This is a genomic window from Photobacterium jeanii, assembly GCF_001650345.1.
Taxonomy (GTDB): Bacteria; Pseudomonadota; Gammaproteobacteria; order Enterobacterales; family Vibrionaceae; genus Photobacterium; species Photobacterium jeanii.
In genome coordinates, this window is record NZ_LVHF01000010.1 from 1 (window position 1) to 22283 (window position 22283).

The window sequence follows — 22283 nt, forward strand, 5'->3', positions numbered from 1 at the left end:
ACGCCGGGGGTCGCGGGTTCGAGTCCCGTCCGCTCCGCCACTTATACTAAGCCCGAGTCGAAAGACTCGGGCTTTTTTACGCCTGTTGAAAACCATCTTTTTAATATCGCCTCTCAAATAGGCTCCTTCAGTTATCTTGACTATATTCTTCTCTTCTTTGATTGATGAAATAACTAGTAGTAGCCGTAGCATCAGTCTTTTATGCTTGTGGTTATTATCTTTTACGAGTAGGATTTGTGGGCTGATTGGTTATCGATAGCCGATCACGGGTGATGGAGTTCCACCTTTAACCGCTCATCATTGAGATAATGACTCCTGCTGTAGTTAGGATAGATCTATCTATGGTGGGGTTTATATCTGTCATATTGTCTATCCTTAGAAATTCATAAAGTGATAAGCAGAGATAATATGGCTCACCCTTTAAGTGCTAACCCTAAGATATTCATCCAGATCATACGCTGGACCCTCCTTATTATTCCTGTGGCCGTACTGGTCGGCTCGTTGAATGCCTTTTTCTTGTGGATCCTGAGCGAAGCCACTGCGACACGGGTGTCTTTTCCGTGGTTGATTTACCTATTGCCCCTAGCAGGGATTGTGATTGTGTACTGTTATCGTAATTTGGGTAAAAACTCAGAAGGCGGTAATAACCTGATCATGGATGAAATTCATGAGCCAGGCGCCGGTATTCCAGCGCGGATGGGACCATTAGTATTAATCACTACAGTGATCACTCACTTGTTTGGTGGCTCAGCAGGTCGTGAAGGGACGGCGGTACAAATCGGCGGTGCAACTACCCATTGGCTGGCGCGTAAAATTAAACTTAACGAAGCTGATACGCGGTTAATTTTGATTGCCGGTGTCGCGGCAGGTTTCGGTGCCGTATTTGGTACACCACTGACAGGCGCTATTTTTGCGCTCGAAGTGCTCGCTATTGGTCGATTACGCTACGACGCTATTATTCCTGCTCTGTTTGCTGCCATCTTGGCTGATGTAGTGTGTAGCGCTTTAGGGGCACACCATACCCATTACCGCATCGACTTCTTAGAAAACATCACCATTTTTGAACACGTGTTGAAAGTCGACTTATGGCTGATGGTGAAAATCCTGATCAGTGCAGTGGCATTTGGTTTAGCTGGTTATTTGTTTGGTGAGTTGACTCATGCCTTTAAAGATATCTTTAAAGCGACATTAAAGAACCCGTACGTGATTGTGGTAACTGGTGGCTTGATTGTTATCGGTATTACCCAGTGGATTGGTAATTATGATTATATCGGCCTTGGTGTGTATAGCACCCGAGAAGGCGGTGTAAGTATCATGAGTGCTTTCACTGAAGGCGGGGCGGAATGGTATAGCTGGGCATTAAAACTGTTGCTGACGGCTATAACCTTAGCCGCTGGGTACAAAGGTGGTGAAGTTACCCCGCTGTTCTTTGTTGGTGCCACCCTGGGTAATACCATGGCGTGGTTACTAGGGGCGCCTGTCGATTTATTTGCTGCGTTAGGTTTCTTGGCAGTGTTTGCGGCGGCGACTAACACGCCATTGGCTTGTACCATCATGGGTATTGAGCTGTTTGGTGCTGATCATATGCTGTATTTTGCGATTGCGTGTTACACCGCATACTACTTCAGTGGTCATACTGGGATTTATTCATCGCAACGCGTGGCGGTACCTAAACTTTTTGACGATCAAGGTGCGCCGAAAATTACGCACAAAATTGGTGAGTTACGCGAAACACATTCGTCGTTGCTTAAAGCTTTGGTGAAGAAGTTTTCCAAATAAGTGCTGATAATTAACCAAAGGCCGCTTTGATAGCGGCCTTTATTGTTTCTAGGTTGTAACAAATTTTCTCTGGTTGTGCCTTGCTGGCTGGAGTGACCTTCCCTATACTCTTGGCTGAAACTTGTCGGAGTGCCAATTGGCTGAGACCGCAATGCGGGATCCGTTGAACCTGATCAGGCTAATACCTGCGAAGGGAACAAGAGAAATCTTCTGCTTAGTGAAATTGTATCTATCGATCTTCGCTAACCTATCAGATATGCGACACACCCTACGTGTACGCCTCTTGTTTAAGCCTCAATCCGTCAAGCAAATATCCCCACCATGGAACCGTAAGGAATTTGCTATGTCGACTCGTAAACAAGCGAGACTGGAAGCTAAACAATTTATTGATTCACTCACTGCTCAACCGTACCCAAACTCCAAGAAAGTGTACGTTGAAGGCAGTCGCTCTGATCTCCAAGTACCGATGCGTGAAATCGCGCTGGCTGACAGTTTAGTTGGTGGTACTAAAGACGAGCCTGTATTTGAGCCCAACGAGCCGATCCGTGTATACGATACTTCGGGCTACTACACCGATCCTGAGCAAGCGATCGATATCTACGCTGGTTTACCGAAAGTACGCGAGGCTTGGATCAGCGAGCGCAGCGATACCGAGTTACTCGATGGCTTGAGCTCTGACTATTCGCAGCAACGCTTAGCGGATGAAACACTTGATGAATTGCGATTTGGTGAGCGTGCGCGTATTCGCCGTGCCAAAACGGGGCAATGTGTGACTCAGTTGCATTATGCCCGCCAAGGCGTGATCACCCCTGAAATGGAATACATCGCGATCCGTGAAAATATGGGGCGTGCCAAGTACCGTGACCAAGTGCTTAACCAGCAACACCCGGGGATGAACTTTGGCGCTAACCTCCCAGATGAAATCACGCCCGAGTTTGTGCGCCAAGAAGTGGCGGAAGGGCGGGCGATTATTCCTGCCAATATTAATCACCCAGAATCAGAGCCAATGATCATTGGCCGTAATTTCCTTGTCAAAGTGAACGCCAACATTGGTAACTCCTCGGTGAGCTCTTCGATTGAAGAAGAAGTTGAAAAGTTGGTGTGGTCAACCCGTTGGGGGGGCGATACCGTGATGGACTTATCGACTGGGCGCAATATCCACGAAACCCGTGAATGGATCATCCGTAACAGCCCGGTGCCGATTGGTACCGTGCCTATGTATCAAGCACTTGAAAAAGTGAACGGCATTGCGGAAAACCTCAATTGGGAAGTGTTCCGCGATACCTTGCTTGAGCAAGCCGAGCAAGGGGTTGATTACTTCACTATTCACGCTGGAGTCTTGTTGCGTTATGTGCCAATGACCGCGAAGCGAGTAACAGGTATTGTCTCGCGTGGTGGTTCTATCATGGCGAAATGGTGTTTGGCGCACCACCAAGAAAGTTTCTTGTACCAGCATTTTCGCGAGATCTGTGAAATCTGTGCCCAGTACGATATTGCGTTATCGCTTGGCGATGGTTTGCGTCCGGGCTCGGTCGCCGATGCTAACGATGAAGCGCAATTTAGCGAGTTACGCACCCTTGGTGAGCTGACTAAGGTTGCATGGGAATACGATGTGCAGGTGATGATTGAAGGGCCTGGACACGTGCCGATGCACATGATCAAAGAGAACATGGACGAGCAACTCAAGCACTGTCATGAAGCGCCGTTTTATACCTTGGGTCCACTGACAACCGATATTGCACCGGGCTACGACCACATTACGTCAGGCATTGGTGCGGCCATGATTGGCTGGTACGGCTGTGCCATGCTGTGCTACGTCACGCCAAAAGAGCACCTTGGACTACCCAACAAAGAAGATGTAAAGGTTGGCCTGATCACCTACAAGCTGTGTGCACATGCTGCCGATTTAGCTAAAGGCCATCCGGGAGCACAGGTACGCGATAATGCCTTATCAAAAGCCCGTTTTGAATTCCGTTGGGAAGACCAATTTAATCTCAGCCTCGACCCTGTGACAGCCCGTGCTTACCACGATGAAACCCTGCCACAAGAATCAGGCAAAGTTGCCCACTTCTGTTCGATGTGCGGCCCTAAATTCTGTTCGATGAAAATCTCGCAAGAAGTTCGTGATTACGCCAGTGATCTCGAGCAAAGCGGCGATTTTGCTATCAAAATGCTCGACGATCCGCTCGAAGGCATGCGCCAGAAGGCGGATGAGTTCCGTGCTACGGGCAGCGAGTTATATCACCCTGTAAAAGAGGATAACCAATGAGTGTGATCCGTTTGCCAGCCGACATGGCGGTATTAAGCACACATTTCGATCGTATTTTGGCTGATGCCCACCATCACCAATTGGGTGAAACGGTGACGCTCGCTATTGCCGATGATGAAGTGGTGGCGATTGATTTTGCTACCCATACCATCAGTTTGAACTTTGTTCAGGCTGTGCCTGATATTCCGGTTTTCGAGGCGAATACCTATAGGGTTTGTGATCAATGGGGAGTGCCACTCTCCGTGGCCGCGGCTCAACAGCTTGTGATCAACAATCCTCAACTAGTGCTTTGTGGTTTACCAACCGAATACGGCTTGCTGGATATTTGGCACCATAACGGGGAAGCACGAGCGTTGCATTGTGAGCGTGGCGGCGATGATACTGCTTTTCGTGCCATGCTGATGGCGTCGCTGGCGGTGGATTATCCACTGGAAGATGCGGTCACCCTTGCGCGTGGTTATGCTCGCCAGTATGAGATCAACAGTACGCTTGGCTGGCCATTAAAGCGTGACGTTTTTCCTCGTCCGTTAACGGCCAATCATCCGCAGGTTAGTGCATTAGGTTGGCATAGCAAAGAGGTCGCGGTAGCGCCTTTTGCTAAAACCGATGCTGCGAAGTTGGCGCTGTATCCTGTGGTTGATACCGCAGAGTGGGTGACACGCTTACTGGCGCTGGGGGTGACAACCACTCAGCTAAGGATCAAAGACCCGCACGCTCCTGATCTTGAGCAACAGATACAGGCCATTATTGCTGCCGGTGAAGACCATCAAGCACAAGTGTTTGTGAACGATTACTGGCAGCTGGCCATTGCCCATCAAGCTTATGGGGTGCACTTAGGGCAAGAAGATTTAGAAACCGCAGATTTAGCTCAGATCCAACAAGCCGGATTGCGTTTGGGGTTATCGACCCACGGTTATTATGAAATTTTGCGGGCTGCTGAGTTTTCACCGAGTTATATCGCCCTTGGTCATATCTATCCAACCACCACCAAAGCGATGCCATCGAAACCACAAGGGTTAAGCCGTTTGGCGCTGTATCAGCAGTTGATTGGCAAGGATTTCCCAACGGTAGCGATTGGTGGCATTGATTTGTCACGTGCGCAAGCGGTCTGGCAAACCGGGGTCAGTAGTGTGGCTGTGGTACGGGCGGTGACACAAGCGCCAGATACTCAAGCCGCGCTGACAGCATTCAATCAGATATTGGTGCGATAACCATGTTAAGTGATCAAGAGTTTCTGCGTTATAACCGCCAAGTCATGCTGCCTGAGATCGGTGAGCAAGGTCAGTTGAAATTGAACCAAGCACAGGTGCTACTGGTGGGCGCGGGAGGGTTAGGCTCTGCTGCTGCCTTGTATTTAGCGGGTGCAGGCGTCGGTAACATTGTGATTGCGGATGACGATCAGGTCGATAGTTCTAACTTACAGCGCCAGATCATCTATCGCGATGAACATCAAGGGATCAGTAAGGCACAAGCGGCGGCAGCACAGCTGCGGGCGCTCAATCCACATATTCGGGTGCGCGCGGTTGAAGCTCGATTGGCTGAACAACGTTTGGCGATGGAAGTGGCTTTGGCGGATGTAGTACTCGATTGCAGTGATAATTTGGCGACCCGCCATGCGATCAACCAAGCCTGTTTTCAGGCTAAGAAACCCTTGATTGCAGGTGCGGCGATTCGCTGGCAAGGGCAGTTGATGCCGTTTGATTTTCGCCATGGTCATGGGCCGTGTTACCACTGCCTATTTCCGTATCAACCCGATGGGCCAGCCCCTACGATGAACTGCAGCAATTCAGGTATTGCTGGGCCAGTGGTGGGTATGGTGGGCACCCTACAAGCGCTTGAAACCATCAAATGTCTAACCGATGCCGGCCAAGTAAGCTTTGCCCATTTACAGCAATTCGATGGTCTGACGATGACATGGCAACGTTTTGCTATTGCTAAAGATAAGCACTGCCCGGTGTGCGGCGCAGGAGAGAATAACAATGACTAACGCTAATGAGATGATCGAAATTTCGGTCAACGATAAACCGGTATCTTGCCCAGCAACGCAAAGCTTGGCAGCGCTGCTTATTCAGCTTGAGATGCCGCTTCAAGCTACCGCGGTTGCCATGAATGACGACATAATTGCGCGCCGTGAGTGGGAATCAACCATGTTGAGCGCCGGTGATCGTATCGCGCTATTTCAAGCTATCGCTGGGGGTTAATGATGTTAACGATTGCAGATAAAACGTTTTCTTCTCGCCTGTTCACTGGAACGGGCAAATACGCCAACAGCACCACCATGGCGCAATCGATTATTGCGTCAGAGTCTGAGTTGGTGACCATGGCGCTCAAACGCGTCGATATTGAGAACCGTGACGACGATATTTTAGCGCCGCTGATCAGCGCTGGGGTGAATTTGCTACCCAATACTTCTGGGGCGAAAAACGCCAAAGAAGCGATCTTTGCTGCCAAGCTGGCACGTGAAGCGCTTGGCACCAACTGGCTGAAATTGGAAATTCACCCTGACCCTAAGTACTTAATGCCCGACCCGATTGAAACCTTGGCAGCGGCTGAAGCCTTGGTACGCGAAGGCTTTATTGTGTTGCCTTATTGCCACGCTGACCCTGTGTTGTGTAAACGTCTGGAAGAAGTGGGTTGTGCTGCGGTGATGCCGTTGGGGGCACCCATTGGTTCGAATAAAGGTCTAGCCTCGCGTGATTTTCTTGAAATCATCATCGATCAGGCGCGTGTCCCTGTGATTGTTGATGCTGGTATCGGAGCACCATCGCATGCGGCGGAAGCGATGGAAATGGGCGCAGATGCGGTGCTGGTGAATACTGCCATTGCCGCAGCGACTGATCCTATTGCCATGGGACGGGCGTTTAAGCTGGCGGTTGAAAGCGGTCGTATGGCGTATAAAGCGGGCCTGGCAGGCACGGTAAACCATGCCATCGCCTCGAGCCCGTTGACGGCGTTTCTTGATCACAGCGCGTAAGGTGTGGCTATGAGCAATGCAAGCTATGTGGATGTTTGGAAGCAGCTCGAATGGGATGATATTCGGTTATCGATTTACAGCAAAACCGCGGCGGATGTTGAGCGGGCGTTGCGTAAACCCAAACGTGATCTCGAAGATTTCAAAGCCTTGATTTCGCCTGCAGCTGAGCCATATTTGGAGCACATGGCGCAGCAATCGGCAGCACTCACGCGCAAGCGATTTGGTCATACGATGGCGTTTTACGTGCCCTTGTATTTATCCAATCTGTGCGCCAATGCGTGTACCTATTGTGGTTTCTCGATGGAAAACCGGATCAAGCGTCGGACATTGAATACGGCAGAGATTGAACAAGAGTGCCAAGCTATCAAAGCGATGCAGTTTGATAGCGTGTTGTTGGTGACCGGTGAGCACGAACGTAAGGTGGGGATGGAATATTTCCGCCAAGCGCTGCCGCCGATCAAACAGCAATTTAGTTATTTGGCGATGGAAGTGCAGCCGTTGGATCAGCACGAATATGCCGAACTCAAGACCCTCGGGTTAGATGCGGTGATGGTGTATCAAGAGACATACAATGCGCCAACCTATGCTCAGCACCATTTGCGCGGCAATAAGATGGACTTTGAATACCGTCTCGCGACCCCAGATCGCCTTGCGAAAGCGGGGATCGATAAAATTGGGATCGGCGCTTTGATTGGGTTGGAAGAGTGGCGCACCGATTGTTTCTTTGTCGCGAGCCATTTGGATTACCTTGAGCGTACCTATTGGCAAACCCGCTATTCGATTTCTTTCCCGCGTTTGCGTCCGTGTGAAGGGGGCTTACAGCCAAAATCAGTGATGAACGATCGCCAGTTAGTGCAATTGATTTGTGCGTATCGGTTATTTAATCCAGAGGTCGAATTGTCGTTATCGACTCGCGAGTCGCCGAGCTTTCGCGATAACGTGTTGTCATTGGGGATCACCAGTATGTCTGCGGGGTCGAAAACCCAACCGGGTGGTTATGCCGATGATGAGCCTGAGCTGGAGCAATTTGCGATCAGCGATGAGCGTTCTGTGGCTGAGGTGGCTCAAGCGGTTAAACGTCACGGCTTTGAGGTGGTGTGGAAAGATTGGCATCACGCCTATTCGGGCTAATGATGCTTATTTGTTCTTGAGTGCAGTAAAGAATAACGCCCGCGATCATGCGGGCGTTATGGTTTTTATTGCAGGGTGATGATTAACGGCTAAGCGGCGCTGTTGCCTGTTGTAGCCATGTCAAATCGTCACCTTCTAGCGATGGGCTGATCACTTTGAATACTGTTTGGTGGTAGTCGTTTAGCCACGCCAGCTCCACATCTGTCATCAAGTCAACGTCGATCAGACGTTGGTCGATTGGAGCGCGAGTCAGTGATTCAAAACCAAGCATGGTCATGTCGCCTTGAGTTGGTACTTCAACCACGAGCTCTAGGTTTTCGATACGGATACCAAATGCATCAGCGCGGTAGTAACCTGGCTCGTTTGATAGCACCATACCTGGTAGTAGCGCGGTAGGGTTGTATACCTTAGCAATACGCTGTGGTCCTTCGTGTACGCTTAGGAAGTGACCAACACCGTGACCCGTACCGTGGTCGAAATCAAAGCCGTGTGCCCATAGGTGTTGACGTGCAAGCGCATCGAGCTGTGAACCCGTTGTGCCTTTCGGGAAGCGAGCGGCATTAAGCGCGATATGACCTTTCAGCACGAGAGTGAAGGCTTGTTTAACTTCGGCGTTAGGTTGACCAATCGCGATAGTACGAGTGATGTCCGTGGTGCCATCAGGGTATTGACCGCCTGAATCGACGAGGTAGACATTGTCCATTTCCAGCACGCTTGGTTGCGGTTGGTTTTGGTGGTTGTAATGACACATTGCCGCATTACCACCGGCCGCTGAAATGGTGTCGAAGCTCACGTCGCTGCAACTGCTGTCTTGGCTTCGGAATTGCCACAATTGATCAGCAAGTACACCTTCATCAAGCAGTTTGCCTGCTGCTACTTGGCGATCAACCCAAGCTAAGAATTTCGATACCGCCACGCCATCACGGATATGACACGCTTTCATACCAGCCACTTCGGTCGCGTTTTTCGCTGCTTTTGGTAGCAGACATGGATCGGCTGCCGTAATCAGGGTGGCACCTGCTTCAGCGAGAACTTGGCTTGCCCAAGCATTGCTGGTCGCTGGGTCGACTAATACATTGTGCTGTGCTAGCGCTTCTAAGCCAGCTTGTAGGGCGTCAGGCGTTTGTACGCGAACACCTTCACCTACATGACCCGCAAATTCTTGCGGTAGGCGGGCTGGATCGATAAAGAAGTCCAAGCTGCCGTCGGCATGAATGATGGCTGTTGAAAGTAAAATTGGCAGGCTAGGTACGTCGTTGCCGCGAATATTCAGGAGCCAAGCGATGCTATCAAGTTGAGTCAGTAACGCGGCTTGGGCGCCTTGTTTTTTCAGCTCAGCAGCAATTTGCTCGCGTTTATCGGCACTGCTTTGACCAACGAAATCCAAGCCCATTAACTTCGCGTTAGAAAGAGTCGGCGCTGGACGGTCGTGCCATAGCTGATCGATAGGGTTTGCTTCGATGCTTACAAGCTCGAGTTGATCAGCAACTTTGTCGGCAGTGGCTTGAAGCCAAGCTGCGCTGTGAAGGCGGGCATCAACGGCGACTTTGCTACCTGCAGCCAGTTGCTCTTGTGTCCATGACATTGGTGGCTCGTCGATCAGGTGGCGGTATTCAAATACTTCACCTGGTACTTGCTTGCGCACTTGTACTACGTAACGACCATCAACGAAAACCGCGGCATTGTCACGGGTGATCACTGCCATACCCGCCGAGCCGGTAAAGCCCGTTGCCCAGTGAAGGCGTTCGTTGTGAGCGGGAATGTATTCACCAAGGTATTCGTCTTCATGAGGAATAAGCAGTGCGTCGTACTGGTTTTCGACCAGCCACAAACGGATCTGCTCAACACGTTGAGAGATAACTGATTGCATGGTTAATGTTCCTTTATGATTGTCACCGTCCTTGCTGACGGAAGATGAACCTAGCCATATACTGCTTTCACATTGCTTTGTATGGCATAAGTTTAGCTACGGTAGCGCTTTTAACTGTTGGCTGCAATTCCACGGCAGCGGCGGATAATCAAATCTTTTAGCCAAGTGTGCCCAGGATCGCTTTCTTGGTGTTGATGCCAGAACAAGGTGTAAGCCATGGCAGGCAACTTGCACGGCAGCGGTAGCACCACCAAATCCAGTTGGGCGGCAATGTGCGCTGCGAAGTGGCTTGGAGCGGTAAAGACCAAATCGGTGTGGGTACATAAGCTGGCAGCACTGTTGAAATCGGGCACGTACATCGCGATATCACGACTTAACCCTTGCTCGGCGAGCTTGTAGTCGAGTAACCAGCGGTCGTCGCGGCCACAACGGACTTGAATGTGTCGCTGGCGTAAGTAATTGTCTTGATCCCACTGTTGTTCAAGGACTGGGTGACCTTGGCGGACGATACAACGTTGGGTATCGCGGCATAGCTCTTGAAAGACGATCCCTTTCGGTGGCATCAAGGTCAGCATCGCATCTTTAGGGTTGAGATCTTTGCCGGTAATACCGAAGTCGATCTCGCCGCTGTGGAGCTTATCAAAGGTGTCGGGTTCCCACGCTTGGGTATCTAAAATGATATTGGGCCCTTTGGCAAAGATGTCGCCAAGAAACTGCGGCAAAAAAAGCGGGTAAGCACTTTCGACTAGCGCCATCCGAAAGTGACGGTCGCTGGTGGCAGGGTTGAAATCTGTCGGTGCCGTCAGGTGCTCAATGTCGCGTAGCAACTGCTCAAGAAACGGTTGTAGCGAACGAGCTCGTGGCGTTGGGTTCAAACCGTGCGCACTGCGTGTAAAAAGCGGATCGTGAAATTGCTCACGCAAACGGTTTAAGCTTTTACTGACCGCTGATTGGCTGAGATGAAGGCGCTTGGCGGCATGAGTGACGCTGCATTCTTCCAATAATACGTGGAGACAGACCAGCAAATTCAAATCGAGACGTGCTAATTTTTCGAATGACACCTTAGGCTTCCTTCATCGTACAGATTAATTTCAACAGTTGTCCCCAAAGAGATATTCCCAAATGGAAAAACTCACTTGAATATAAACCATTTCAATTCATATCACTAACGCCTTACACTGCGCGCATCATCTCTTAGGAAATCAAAATGAAAGCAGATCAAACGGCAGCTGGCACTAAGCTGGTTGCACTGATGGTGGTTCTGGTGCTGTTTAGCCCAATCGCTATCGACTTATATTTACCGGCACTCCCTGCAATGGCAGATACCTTCTCGGTGGATACCACCCGAGTGCAGGATACGGTAACTCTCTTTATGTTTAGCCTTGGCTTGGGGCAACTGCTTGCTGGACCATTGGCTGATCGCTATGGTCGTCGCCCGATCGCCTTAGGTGGTATTACTCTGTATGCCGTAAGCTCGGCGTTGGCGTACATGGCGCAAACGCTGGATCTGCTGTTGTTTGCCCGTTTAGCGCAAGGTTTTGGTGCATGTGCGACGTCGGTTGCGGCGTTTGCAGCAGTGCGTGATAGCTTCGGTCCTGAGCGCAGTGGTCGCATGATCAGTTACTTAAATGGCGCGATCTGTTTTATCCCTGCTTTGGCACCACTGCTAGGTGCATGGCTAACTCACCAGTTTGGCTGGCGTTCTAACTTTAGTTTCATGGTGGGTTTTGCGCTGGTGGCTGGTAGTTTGATTGCGGTTGGCTTTAAAGAAACCCGTCCTGCCGATACCAATACCCAAGGTTCGCTGATCAGCCTAGAGCGTTACTTTTCGGTACTGCGTGAGCCTGTCTTTTTGTTCCACGCTGTATTGTGCATGTTAGCGATGGCGGTGATCTTGGCTTATGTGACTTCAGCACCTGTGTGGCTGATGATGCACATGGGGCTGGATATGGGGCAATTTACTTACTGGTTCGGTATGAACGCCGTGCTAAATATTGCAGCTTGTATGATTGCGCCAAAATACATGGATCGCTTTGGTTCGCGTAAGACACTGAATACTGGTTTATTGATGTTGGTGATCTCGGGTGCCGCGATGCTGGCAATGAGCGACATCTTTGCGCCATGGGCGTTTATGGTGCCGATCTTTATGTCATCAATTGGCTTTGCCTTTGTATTGGGCTCTGCGGCGGGTAAAGCGTTAGCTCCGTTTGGTGACCGTGCAGGCACCGCAGCAGCACTATTAGGTTTGTTCCAAATGAGTGGTGCGGGCTTGATGGTGAGCTTGATGCAACGCCTTGATTTAACACCACCGGTACTGATGACGCTGCAAATGTGGCTGGTGGTACCAGGTTTGGTCATCTTATGGTCTAAGATAGGCCGCAAATGGCACGCACCGTGTGCGGCTAGTTAAAAATAGCTTTTATAATTAGACGCTTGGCTCCTTAAAGGCGCAGGGTCTCGACAACCCTATCATCTCTTGGCCTGTCACTTTGGTGACAGGCTTTTTTTTGCTTGCTTATCGTGATGCCGAGTCAGCAGTGGTAGCTTTGGATTTGAATTTCAGCTGCTGGATCACCAAACCACATACAATCAACACCAAACCAACCAAAGTGGATGGATGAATCTCTTCACCGATAATGGTGGCAAGCAACATCAGAGAGATAAACGGTGAGATGAAAATCAGGTTGCTGATCCGCGCGGTATTCTGGGTCAATTTTAATGCCGTGATCCATAAAACAAACGTCACCCCCATTTCAAATAAGCCGACATAACTCACCGCCAGCCATCCTTGCCACGGCAACGCTTGCCAAGTACTGGTATAAAGGCTCAACCCGATGGAAAACGGCAATGACAGCAAAAAGCCGAGCAATACCCCTAGCACGGGATCGGCTTGGTTCTTGGCATTGAGGATCCAATACAGCGCCCATAATAAGGTGGTCAGTAGCGCTAACGCCACGCCAAGTGGACTATCAAATTGCAGGGCCAGTACATCGCCTTTGGTGGCAATCACAATCACCCCAACATAACCGAGCACACAGGCGAACCAGTCTTGTTTGCGAATTTTCTGACCGAGAAATACCGCTGCCATCAAGGTGAGCGTGATCGCCCAGCTGTAGTTGAGGGGTTGGGCTTGCGAGGCGGGCAGTAGCTCGTAGGCTTTGAACAGCACCACGTAATAGATGAAAGGGTTGATTAATCCGAGGCACAGATAATAGAAAGGGCGAGCGACAAAGGTGCGCCCAAGCAAATGGAGTTTACCTTGCCACAGGGCGATTGCCGTGAGGGCTATCGCGGATACCACGCTGGCTGCCGCCACCATTTGGATCGGCGTGAAATACTCTAATGTGATTTTGAAGGCGGTCGCGACTGTCGACCACAACAGCACAGCAGCCATGCCGTAACCGAGCGCATAACGTTCGTTCATTATCGTCCTTGCAATACTGGAAATTCATACCTGCGGTTGAGTTGATACCTCAACGGGATAATTGCGCAGTCTATGCGATCTACTTCACAACGACCAGAGGTGAAACGCTTAGGATGTGATTGTGTCCGCACTCTATTTGCGACCACCGGATAGGGCGACTTTGGCGCTGGTGGTTTGCAGGATAAATGCTGGACATTTATCCAGTGTCCGCTTAGCCTTTATTGCAGAAAATAGAGGTTTATTTCAGGGCTTAACATGATGACAGAGTGGCTAAGTAGCGAATTAGGCTTGGCGATTGCAGCAGCTACCGGGGCGATAGTGGCAACCGGTGTCACGAGCTTATGGCTAAGCGGTAAACATAAACAGCAGAGCCAACTTTGGCAGCAACAGCGTGAGGCGGATCTTCAGCTGGCCCAAACGCGGGAAGCGCAATTGCAACAACAGCTCGATGAGCGTAACCAAGAGCTTGATGAAACCGATGTTGATCGTGACCGATTGAGTCATGAACTGCGCCAGATGCACGCCCGTTTAGCGGCTGCATTGGAGAAAATGCGTCACTTTGAAGCGTTGAAAAATGAAAAGCAGTACCTGACCGAACAGCTCGAAAATGCCCGTGCGGCGAACTCGGGGTTGGAAGGGGATTTACGCGAACAAGAAGCGCGCCATTTTGAAGAGCAAAAAGCGGCAGAAGAGAAAATCGCGTTACTTGAAAATGCCGAAGAGCGCTTGCGCGTCCAGTTTGAAAGCTTAGCGAATCGCTTGTTTGAGCAGAAGACCCGCACCGTGGATGAGCAAAACAAGCAAAGCTTAGAAAGTATTTTGTATCCTCTGCGTGCTCAGCTCGAAGGGTTTAAGAAACAAGTGAACGACAGCTTCAGTGCTGAAGCGCGTGAGCGTCATACCTTAGTGCACGAAATCAATAACCTGAAACAGCTTAACGAGCAAATGGCGCAAGAGGCCGTTAATCTGACCCAAGCGTTGAAAGGTGATAACAAAGCCCAAGGTAACTGGGGCGAAGTGGTATTAGCCCGAGTATTGAGTGAGTCGGGTTTGCGTGAAGGGCACGAATACCATACTCAAATGAGCCTTGAAAACGAAGACGGTAAGCGTTACCAGCCCGATGTAGTGGTGCACCTGCCGCAAAATAAAGACGTGGTGATCGATGCCAAAATGTCATTGATTGCTTACGAGCGCTGCTTCAATGCTGAGACGGTCGCCGAGCGTGAATTGGCATTGAGTGAGCACTTGGCCTCGATTCGTGGTCATATCCGTGGCTTGAGCCGTAAAGATTACCATCAGCTGCATGGCGTCCATAGTTTGGATTACGTCTTGATGTTCATTCCGGTAGAGCCAGCATTCCAAGCGGCGATTGAAGCCGATCCCGCGCTGATTCGCGATGCGATGGATCACAATATCATGTTGGTCAGTCCTACCACCTTGCTGGTGGCACTGCGCACCATCAATAACTTGTGGCGTAACGAGCGTCAAAACCAAAATGCCAAAGACATTGCCGAGCGCGCCAGCAAGTTGTACGACAAGCTGCGATTGTTTGTTACCGATATGGAAGCGGTGGGTGCATCACTCGATAAAGCGAATCAAAGTTATATGGGAGCGATGAACAAACTCAGTACCGGACGGGGCAATGTGATCCGCCAAGCAGAGAGTTTTAAGCAGCTCGGAGTTGAAGTGAAACGTGATATTAATCCAGTGCTGGCGGAAAAATCGCAGCTTTTAGCGGGAAATAGCATGTCACAAACGCAAGTGGTTGCAGGTGTTGACGGAGAGTAAGCGAACAATTGCGACATAATTTTGAGCAAACCGCAGCCATCAAGTAAACTAGGTCAGTTGTTTACACCACTTTCAGCATGACGGAAAAAGCATGACGGACACCACGCAAGATACAACCCACTTTGGCTTCCGCACTGTTGCCAAGGAAGATAAAGCAAATATGGTCGCCGAGGTATTCCACTCGGTAGCGGCAAAGTACGACATCATGAACGATCTGATGTCGATGGGTATTCACCGCGTTTGGAAGCGCTTTACCATTGATTGTAGCGGCGTACGTCGCGGTCAACGCGTGTTGGATCTCGGTGGTGGTACTGGCGATTTGACCGCCAAATTCTCACGCATTGTCGGTGAAGATGGTCAAGTGATTTTGGCTGACATCAACAACTCAATGCTAAAAGTGGGCCGCAGCAAACTTCGCGATAACGGCATTGTGGGTAACGTGGGTTACGTACAAGCTAACGCTGAAGAACTGCCGTTCCCTGATGATTACTTCGATTGCATTACGATCAGCTTTTGTCTGCGTAATGTGACCGATAAAGATAAAGCCCTACGCTCGATGTTCCGTGTGCTAAAACCAGGCGGTCGTCTGCTGGTGCTTGAATTCTCAAAACCTGTGCTAGAGCCATTGTCGAAAGTGTACGATGCCTACTCTTTCCACCTATTGCCAAAAATGGGTGAAGTGATTGCGAATGACTCGGAAAGTTACCGTTATTTGGCGGAATCGATTCGCATGCACCCAGACCAAGACACCTTGGAAGGCATGATGAAAGAAGCCGGTTTTGAGCAAACCAAATACTACAACTTAACCGGTGGTATTGTTGCGCTTCACCGTGGCTACAAATTCTGAGGCCCCTATGCCAATTGATGTGTTTGTAACGGGCGTGGTTGAAACCTCGCTGAACACCCTAGTCAATGACGACGAACAATCGCAGCGTCGTCTGGCGCGTTTGCGCGGTAAAGTGATCAGCGTGACGCTGAACGAGTTGGGTAAAACCTTGTACTTTGTGTTCAGCCAACAACTCGATGTGTTGGGCGCTTACGAAGGCGAGGTGGATTGCCAACTGGCGTTGAATTTGAGTGTATTGCCAGAGCTTCGTCAGCAAGCCAACCTGACGCAATTGATCAAAGCCGACAAGCTTTCGCTGGACGGTGATATTCAACTAGCGCAGCAATTTTCTTCCTTACTAAGCGGCCTAAAGCCGGATGTAGAAGAGAAATTGTCGCAATACACAGGTGATGTGGTAGCGCATACCTTGGTAACAGGCGCGAAAACCGGTCTGGGCTTGGTAAAGCGCAGTATCGAACGTCGCCAGCGCGATTTAGCGGAAGTGATCACCGAAGAGTGGAAACTGGCTCCGCAAGCGCTAGAGATTGCCTTCTTTGCCGATCAAGTTGATGACTTGAAAACCGATGCCGCTCGCTTTGAAGCCCGTTTAAACCAGCTGTTAGAGCGCTGCTAACATGATGAGCTATTCTGAATTTAAGCGCTTATACCGCATCATTGAAGTCCAGCTACGTTACGGGTTGGACGATTTCCTGCCTGATGACCCACGCGTAAAGCTGCCAAAAATGGCGCGCCGTTCGCTGTTTTGGGTCAAAAACCAATACCCAGACAAACCACTGGGTGAACGTCTGCGTCTAGCACTGCAAGAGCTAGGTCCGGTGTGGATCAAACTGGGTCAGATGATGTCGACCCGCCGTGATTTGTTCCCACCGCACATCGCTGACCAACTCGCGCTGTTGCAAGATCAGGTCGAACCGTTTGATGGTCGTCTCGCCAAGCAGCAGATGGAAGCCGAGCTCGGTGGTCCGCTAGAACAATGGTTTGATGATTTTGATGAAGTCCCACTGGCCTCGGCATCGATTGCTCAGGTACACACGGCCAAGCTAAAAGAAAATGGTCGCGAAGTGGTGCTCAAGGTGATCCGCCCTGACATTCTGCCGGTGATCCAAGCCGACATTCGACTGATGTACCGCATGGCGCATTTATTGTCGCGATTGGCGCCCGAAGCACGTCGTCTGCGTCCGGTCGAAGTGGTACGTGAGTACGAGAAAACCCTGCTCGATGAACTGAACCTGATGCGCGAAGCGGCGAACAGCATTCAACTGCGTCGCAACTTTGAAGATAGTGATCTGCTGTACGTGCCAGAAATGTTCACCGATTACAGCACCGAACGATTACTTGTCATGGAACGCATCTATGGTATCCAAGTTTCGGATATCGAGGCGCTCAAAGCCAACGGCACCGACATGAAGTTGTTGTCGGAAAATGCGGTGACTGTCTTCTTTACACAGGTATTTCGTGATAGCTTCTTCCATGCCGACATGCACCCAGGGAATATTTTTGTGTCGTACGAACGACCAGAACGCCCGCAGTGGATTGCCCTTGATTGTGGCATTGTCGGTACGTTAAACCGCGAAGATAAGCGTTATTTAGCGGAAAACTTGCTGGCCTTTTTCCACCGTGATTACCGTAAGGTAGCAGAGTTACACGTTGACTCCGGATGGGTGCCAGCGGATACCAATGTTGATGAATTTGAAGTGGCGATCCGCACCGTGTGCGAGCCGATTTTCGAGAAACCGATCTGCGAGATCTCGTTCGGTCACGTACTGCTGAATTTATTCAACACTGCGCGTCGATTCAATATGGAAGTCCAGCCACAGCTGGTGTTGCTGCAAAAAACACTGCTGTATGTGGAAGGATTAGGGCGTCAGCTGTACCCACAACTTGACCTGTGGGATACCGCGAAACCTTTCCTTGAAGATTGGATGTCGCGTCAGGTGGGGCCGCAAGCCATTGTTGAAGCCGTGAAGAGCAAGGCACCATTTTGGGCAGAGAAATTGCCGGAATTGCCAGAATTACTTTACGACAGTTTGCGCCAAGGCAAAGCGATGAACCAGCGAATGGATAAACTCTATGAAAATTTCATGGAGAGCCGTCGCAATCAAGGTCAGGCAAGATTCCATTTTGGCATTGGTGCAACTTTGGTTGTATGTTCTGCCATACTTTTTAGTAATCAGATTGAAACCTATCCCGCGGTCTCCGCAGCAATGGGGATCACGTTTTGGTTACTTGGGTGGCGTGCTTGCCGCAAATAGCGGGTCCAAGCCGTTACAATATTAACGTTAGGTTTTAACCACAAAGAGCTGAGGTATAACAAGCATGGGTGGTATCAGTATTTGGCAATTACTTATCATTGCACTGATCATTGTTCTTCTATTCGGAACCAAGAAACTTCGTACGTTGGGTGGCGATCTAGGCTCAGCGGTTAAAGGTTTCAAGAAAGCGATCAGCGATGATGAGCAAGCGCAAGCGGCTAAGAAAGACAACGATGCTGATTTCGATCAGAAGCAACTGTCTGAAAAGCAAGGCGAGCAAGTGCAATCTGGTCAGAAAGACCAAAAAGACAAAGAGCAGGCTTAATACGTGTTTGATATCGGGTTCTGGGAATTAATACTGATCTCTGTAGTGGGATTGGTGGTACTGGGGCCGGAACGCCTGCCAGTCGCGATCCGTTCGGTTTCGCGTTGGGTAGGCGCTGCTCGTAATATGGCGAGCTCGGTAAAAGATGAATTGTCGCAAGAGCTTAAACTGCAAGAGCTACAAGAAAATCTGAAAAAGGCCGAGCAAATGGGGATGCAGGACTTGTCGCCTGATCTGCGTAATTCTGTCGACGAGTTAAAGAAAGCGGCGTCAGAAGTGCAGCGTCCTTATGCTGATAAAAATAACGAGCAATCCTCAGCCACGACTTCTCAAAAGCAGGAATAGATTAGATCACTATGTCGACAGTCGAAGAGACGCAACCACTTTTTAGTCACTTGCTAGAGTTGCGAAACAGGCTTTTGCGTTCGCTGCTGAGTGTGCTGGTGGTATTTCTGGGTTTGGTCTGGTTTGCCAACGACATCTATGCGTTCTTGTCTGCGCCTTTGGTAGAAAAACTACCAGAAGGGGCCAGCATGATCGCCACTGATGTGGCATCGCCATTCTTTACTCCGATAAAACTAACCTTAGTCGCCTCGGTATTTGTCGCTGTGCCTATGATTTTGTACCAAGTGTGGGCCTTTGTGGCACCGGGCTTGTACAAGCATGAGCGTAAGTTGATCATGCCATTGTTGTTCTCAAGCTCACTGCTGTTTTACGCAGGGGTGGCGTTTGCGTACTTCGTGGTATTTCCTTTGGTGTTCGGCTTCTTTACCAGCATAGCCCCTGAAGGGGTGCAGGTTGCTACTGATATTGCGAGTTACCTCGACTTTATCTTGGCGCTATTTATGGCGTTCGGGATTGCGTTTGAGGTGCCGGTAGCCATCATCTTGCTATGTTGGACGGGAGCAACCGATCCAGAGAGCTTACGTGAAAAACGTCCGTACATTATTGTGGCGGCGTTTGTGGTTGGTATGATGCTAACGCCTCCAGACATTATTTCACAAACACTGCTCGCAGTGCCGATGTGTTTATTGTTTGAAGTGGGCTTGTTCTTCGCTCGTTTTTACGTCCGTAAAGACGATGAAGAGGAAGAGGTCGAACAGTAATACCGACCGATGTGAAAGAACCGGCTTATTCTCAGCCGGTTTTTGTTTTTAGGGAGTAGGAATTGGATGATTGATATTGGCGTTAACCTGACCAATAGCCGCTTTGATAAAGATCGTGACCAAGTGATCGCCCGCGCCCAAGACGCAGGGGTAACAGGGCTTATCCTAACGGGCACCAGCATCGAAGAGAGCGAACAAGCGTGGCAGATGGCAACCCAATGGCCAAACTATTGCTTTAGCACTGCAGGGGTGCACCCGCACGATGCGAAAACCGTTACCGATTTGAGCTTGCCGGCGATCCGCGCATTAGCCAGTAAACCCGAAGTGGTGGCGATTGGTGAGTGTGGCTTGGACTTCAATCGTGACTTTTCACCTCGCCCGCAGCAAGAGGCGGTGTTTGAAGCGCAATTGGCGCTCGCGGCTGAGTTGAACCTGCCTGTTTTTATGCACTGTCGCGATGCCCACGAACGCTTTATCGAGATTTTACGCCCGTGGCGTGACAAGTTACCTGCTGCGGTGTTGCACTGTTTTACGGGCAGCGAGCAGGATCTACGCGAGTGTTTGGCGTTGGATCTGCACATTGGTATTACGGGTTGGGTGTGCGATGAACGTCGTGGCACTGAGCTACGCGAGATTGTTCGCCATATCCCTGACGATCGTTTGATGATTGAAACCGATTGTCCTTATCTGTTGCCGCGTGATTATCGCCCTAAGCCGAAATCGAGCCGCAATGAACCTCATTTTCTTCCTCACATCGCGACGGTGATCGCCCATTGCCGCGATCAGCAAGCCGCTGATGTGATGAAAAATTCTCGTGCTACAACTGAAGCATTTTTTGCGATCGACCCATGCTAATTTTGCCGAGAGTGGTATTATCGAGTAAGACCGCGAATTAACCCATACAAGGAGTAAGCAGTGTCTGTATCTATTCAGGGCGCGTTTCCCGCTCGCCGTATGCGCCGTATGCGCAAACATGACTTTAGCCGCCGCCTAATGGCAGAACATCAGATTTCAGTGAACGATTTGATCTACCCGATGTTCATTCTGATGGGCAAGAACCGTCGTGAAACGGTGGATTCGATGCCGGGCATTGAGCGACTGTCGATTGATCTGATGCTTCAAGAAGCAGAGTACTTAGCCAAGCTGGGTGTGCCTGCAATTGCTCTGTTCCCTGTGGTTTCGCAAGACTTTAAAACCGTGTGCGCTGGTGAGGCTTTCAACCCTGAAGGTCTAGTGCAACGCGCGGTACGCTTGCTAAAAGAGCATGTGCCTGAAATGGGCGTGATCACTGACGTGGCGCTTGACCCATTCACTATCCACGGCCAAGACGGCATCATCGATGAAGACGGTTACGTGATCAACGATGTGACCACCGAAGTGCTGATCAAACAAGCCTTGTCACACGCTGAAGCGGGTGCCGATGTGGTAGCACCATCAGATATGATGGATGGTCGTATCGGTGAAATCCGTAAAGCGCTAGAAGAAGCGGGTTACATCCATACCCAAATCATGGCGTACTCGGCAAAATACGCATCGAACTACTACGGCCCGTTCCGTGATGCTGTCGGTTCTTCGGGTAACCTGAAAGGTGGCGATAAGAAAACCTACCAAATGGACCCTGCGAACACCGACGAAGCGCTACATGAAGTGGCGATGGACGTGAACGAAGGTGCGGACATGGTGATGGTGAAGCCAGGTATGCCTTACCTTGACGTGGTACGTCGCGTGAAGACCGAGCTAAAAGTACCGACCTTTGCTTACCAAGTGTCGGGCGAGTACGCGATGCACATGGCGGCAATTCAAAACGGGTGGCTGAAAGAGCGTGAAACCGTGATGGAATCGCTAGTGTGCTTCAAGCGTGCGGGGGCTGATGGCATCCTGACGTACTTCGCGAAAAACGTGGCGGAGTGGCTTGCAGAAGATGCTGCGGCTCGTCAGGAAGAAGCGAGCAAGTTGCAAAGCGAAGACTAAGTCTATGATGTGGTGTGCGTAATGCACTGACTAAATAGCAAAACGGCAAGCCTTGGGCTTGCCGTTTTTGTATTCGGCAAGGTGCTAGGGTTTAACGTTGCGATTGATCGGATTTTGCAACGAGATCAGGGTCTCGGTCGATTGCACTTCGTCGATGGCTTGGAGCTTATCTATTAGCACATATTGGAGTTCTTCAATCGACTTACACATCAGTTTGACGAAAATGTTGTATGCCCCTGTGGTGTAGTAAGCTTCGACCACTTCATCGAGCTCGTTGAGCTTGGCGAGCGCTGAATGATAGTCACGCGCCGCATTGAGGTTGATACCGATAAAGCAGCACACGTCATAGCCCAATAATTTAGGGTTCACCACCACTTCGGTGCCAGTGATGATTTCCGCAGCTCGCATTTTTTCCACTCGCACGTGCACAGTTGCCGGGCTAACGTTGAAACGTTTAGCCATTTCAGCGTATGGTGTACGGGCATCGTTCATTAAGGCGTCGAGGATATCGCGGTCAAGGTCGTCAATCCGAGGGAGTGGGGTCATG

At 50.2% G+C, this 22283-nt stretch carries 21 protein-coding genes and 2 riboswitches; of the genes, 17 read left to right on the forward strand and 4 right to left on the reverse strand.

Translation table 11 applies throughout. The features are described 5' to 3' along the window. Window positions 1-259: 259 nt before the first annotated feature. A riboswitch (Fluoride riboswitch) is annotated at window positions 260-325 on the forward strand. 83 nt (window positions 326-408) lie between these two features. From A3K86_RS00460 to thiH, 7 genes are all read left to right on the forward strand, one after another. After that, window positions 409-1779 (forward strand): voltage-gated chloride channel family protein, encoded by a 1371-nt coding sequence (locus A3K86_RS00460; protein ID WP_068326021.1) that lies wholly within the window; start codon window positions 409-411, stop codon window positions 1777-1779. A gap of 115 nt (window positions 1780-1894) precedes the next feature. After that, window positions 1895-1992: riboswitch (TPP riboswitch) on the forward strand. A gap of 130 nt (window positions 1993-2122) precedes the next feature. Then, a complete protein-coding gene (gene thiC, locus A3K86_RS00465; RefSeq protein ID WP_068326024.1) occupies window positions 2123-4048 on the forward strand; it encodes a phosphomethylpyrimidine synthase ThiC in 1926 nt (641 codons plus the stop codon). Further along, complete coding sequence (gene thiE, locus A3K86_RS00470) at window positions 4045-5259, forward strand: thiamine phosphate synthase (RefSeq protein ID WP_068326026.1); 1215 nt, start codon at window positions 4045-4047, stop codon at window positions 5257-5259. The genes thiC and thiE overlap by 4 nt, the downstream gene beginning before the upstream one ends. Window positions 5260-5261: 2 nt before the next feature. Continuing rightward, a complete protein-coding gene (locus tag A3K86_RS00475) occupies window positions 5262-6035 on the forward strand; it encodes a HesA/MoeB/ThiF family protein (RefSeq protein WP_068326027.1) in 774 nt (257 codons plus the stop codon). Continuing rightward, complete coding sequence (gene thiS, locus A3K86_RS00480) at window positions 6028-6249, forward strand: sulfur carrier protein ThiS (protein ID WP_084406451.1); 222 nt, start codon at window positions 6028-6030, stop codon at window positions 6247-6249. Before A3K86_RS00475 ends, thiS begins: the two co-directional genes overlap by 8 nt. Before the next feature lie 2 nt (window positions 6250-6251). Then, window positions 6252-7022, forward strand: a complete 771-nt coding sequence (locus A3K86_RS00485; protein WP_068326295.1) for a thiazole synthase — start codon at window positions 6252-6254, stop codon at window positions 7020-7022. Between the two features lie 9 nt (window positions 7023-7031). Beyond that, on the forward strand, window positions 7032-8153 hold the full coding sequence (gene thiH / locus A3K86_RS00490) for a 2-iminoacetate synthase ThiH (RefSeq protein ID WP_068326029.1): 1122 nt from the start codon (window positions 7032-7034) through the stop codon (window positions 8151-8153). A gap of 82 nt (window positions 8154-8235) precedes the next feature. Here thiH and A3K86_RS00495 read toward each other — a convergent pair whose 3' ends face one another. Together A3K86_RS00495 and A3K86_RS00500 are read right to left on the reverse strand one after the other, a co-directional pair. Beyond that, window positions 8236-10023 carry an aminopeptidase P family protein gene (locus tag A3K86_RS00495; RefSeq protein ID WP_068326033.1) on the reverse strand — a complete coding sequence of 596 codons (1788 nt, stop codon included), beginning with the start codon at window positions 10021-10023 and terminating at the stop codon, window positions 8236-8238. A gap of 110 nt (window positions 10024-10133) precedes the next feature. Further along, a complete protein-coding gene (locus A3K86_RS00500; RefSeq protein ID WP_068326036.1) occupies window positions 10134-11084 on the reverse strand; it encodes a LysR substrate-binding domain-containing protein in 951 nt (316 codons plus the stop codon). Between the two features lie 146 nt (window positions 11085-11230). Between A3K86_RS00500 and A3K86_RS00505 the strand changes: the two genes are divergently transcribed. Further along, window positions 11231-12433: a multidrug effflux MFS transporter gene (locus A3K86_RS00505; protein ID WP_068326041.1), complete on the forward strand. Its 1203-nt coding sequence runs from the start codon at window positions 11231-11233 to the stop codon at window positions 12431-12433. 105 nt (window positions 12434-12538) lie between these two features. Here the strand turns inward: A3K86_RS00505 and A3K86_RS00510 are convergent, their stop codons facing one another. Then, window positions 12539-13447, reverse strand: a complete 909-nt coding sequence (locus A3K86_RS00510; RefSeq protein WP_068326044.1) for a DMT family transporter — start codon at window positions 13445-13447, stop codon at window positions 12539-12541. Between the two features lie 258 nt (window positions 13448-13705). On the opposite strand from A3K86_RS00510, the gene rmuC reads away from it, so the two are divergent. From rmuC to hemB, 9 genes are all read left to right on the forward strand, one after another. Next, window positions 13706-15235, forward strand: a complete 1530-nt coding sequence (gene rmuC / locus A3K86_RS00515) for a DNA recombination protein RmuC (protein ID WP_198160391.1) — start codon at window positions 13706-13708, stop codon at window positions 15233-15235. A gap of 91 nt (window positions 15236-15326) precedes the next feature. Further along, window positions 15327-16082, forward strand: a complete 756-nt coding sequence (gene ubiE, locus A3K86_RS00520; RefSeq protein WP_068326052.1) for a bifunctional demethylmenaquinone methyltransferase/2-methoxy-6-polyprenyl-1,4-benzoquinol methylase UbiE — start codon at window positions 15327-15329, stop codon at window positions 16080-16082. A gap of 7 nt (window positions 16083-16089) precedes the next feature. Then, window positions 16090-16695 (forward strand): ubiquinone biosynthesis accessory factor UbiJ, encoded by a 606-nt coding sequence (locus tag A3K86_RS00525; protein WP_068326055.1) that lies wholly within the window; start codon window positions 16090-16092, stop codon window positions 16693-16695. A 4-nt stretch (window positions 16696-16699) separates the two neighbouring features. Further along, complete coding sequence (gene ubiB / locus A3K86_RS00530) at window positions 16700-18334, forward strand: ubiquinone biosynthesis regulatory protein kinase UbiB (RefSeq protein ID WP_068326301.1); 1635 nt, start codon at window positions 16700-16702, stop codon at window positions 18332-18334. Window positions 18335-18398: 64 nt separating this feature from the next. Next, entirely contained in the window at window positions 18399-18659 is a 261-nt protein-coding gene (gene tatA / locus A3K86_RS00535; protein WP_068326058.1) for a Sec-independent protein translocase subunit TatA, read from the forward strand. 3 nt (window positions 18660-18662) lie between these two features. Continuing rightward, complete coding sequence (tatB, locus tag A3K86_RS00540; RefSeq protein ID WP_068326065.1) at window positions 18663-19004, forward strand: Sec-independent protein translocase protein TatB; 342 nt, start codon at window positions 18663-18665, stop codon at window positions 19002-19004. Window positions 19005-19015: 11 nt separating this feature from the next. After that, window positions 19016-19765 carry a Sec-independent protein translocase subunit TatC gene (gene tatC / locus A3K86_RS00545; RefSeq protein ID WP_068326067.1) on the forward strand — a complete coding sequence of 250 codons (750 nt, stop codon included), beginning with the start codon at window positions 19016-19018 and terminating at the stop codon, window positions 19763-19765. A gap of 66 nt (window positions 19766-19831) precedes the next feature. Then, window positions 19832-20620, forward strand: a complete 789-nt coding sequence (gene tatD, locus A3K86_RS00550; protein ID WP_068326070.1) for a 3'-5' ssDNA/RNA exonuclease TatD — start codon at window positions 19832-19834, stop codon at window positions 20618-20620. A gap of 60 nt (window positions 20621-20680) precedes the next feature. Next, entirely contained in the window at window positions 20681-21736 is a 1056-nt protein-coding gene (gene hemB, locus A3K86_RS00555; RefSeq protein WP_068326073.1) for a porphobilinogen synthase, read from the forward strand. Between the two features lie 84 nt (window positions 21737-21820). Here hemB and asnC read toward each other — a convergent pair whose 3' ends face one another. After that, entirely contained in the window at window positions 21821-22282 is a 462-nt protein-coding gene (asnC, locus tag A3K86_RS00560; RefSeq protein WP_068326075.1) for a transcriptional regulator AsnC, read from the reverse strand. Between the last annotated feature and the right edge of the window lies 1 nt (window position 22283).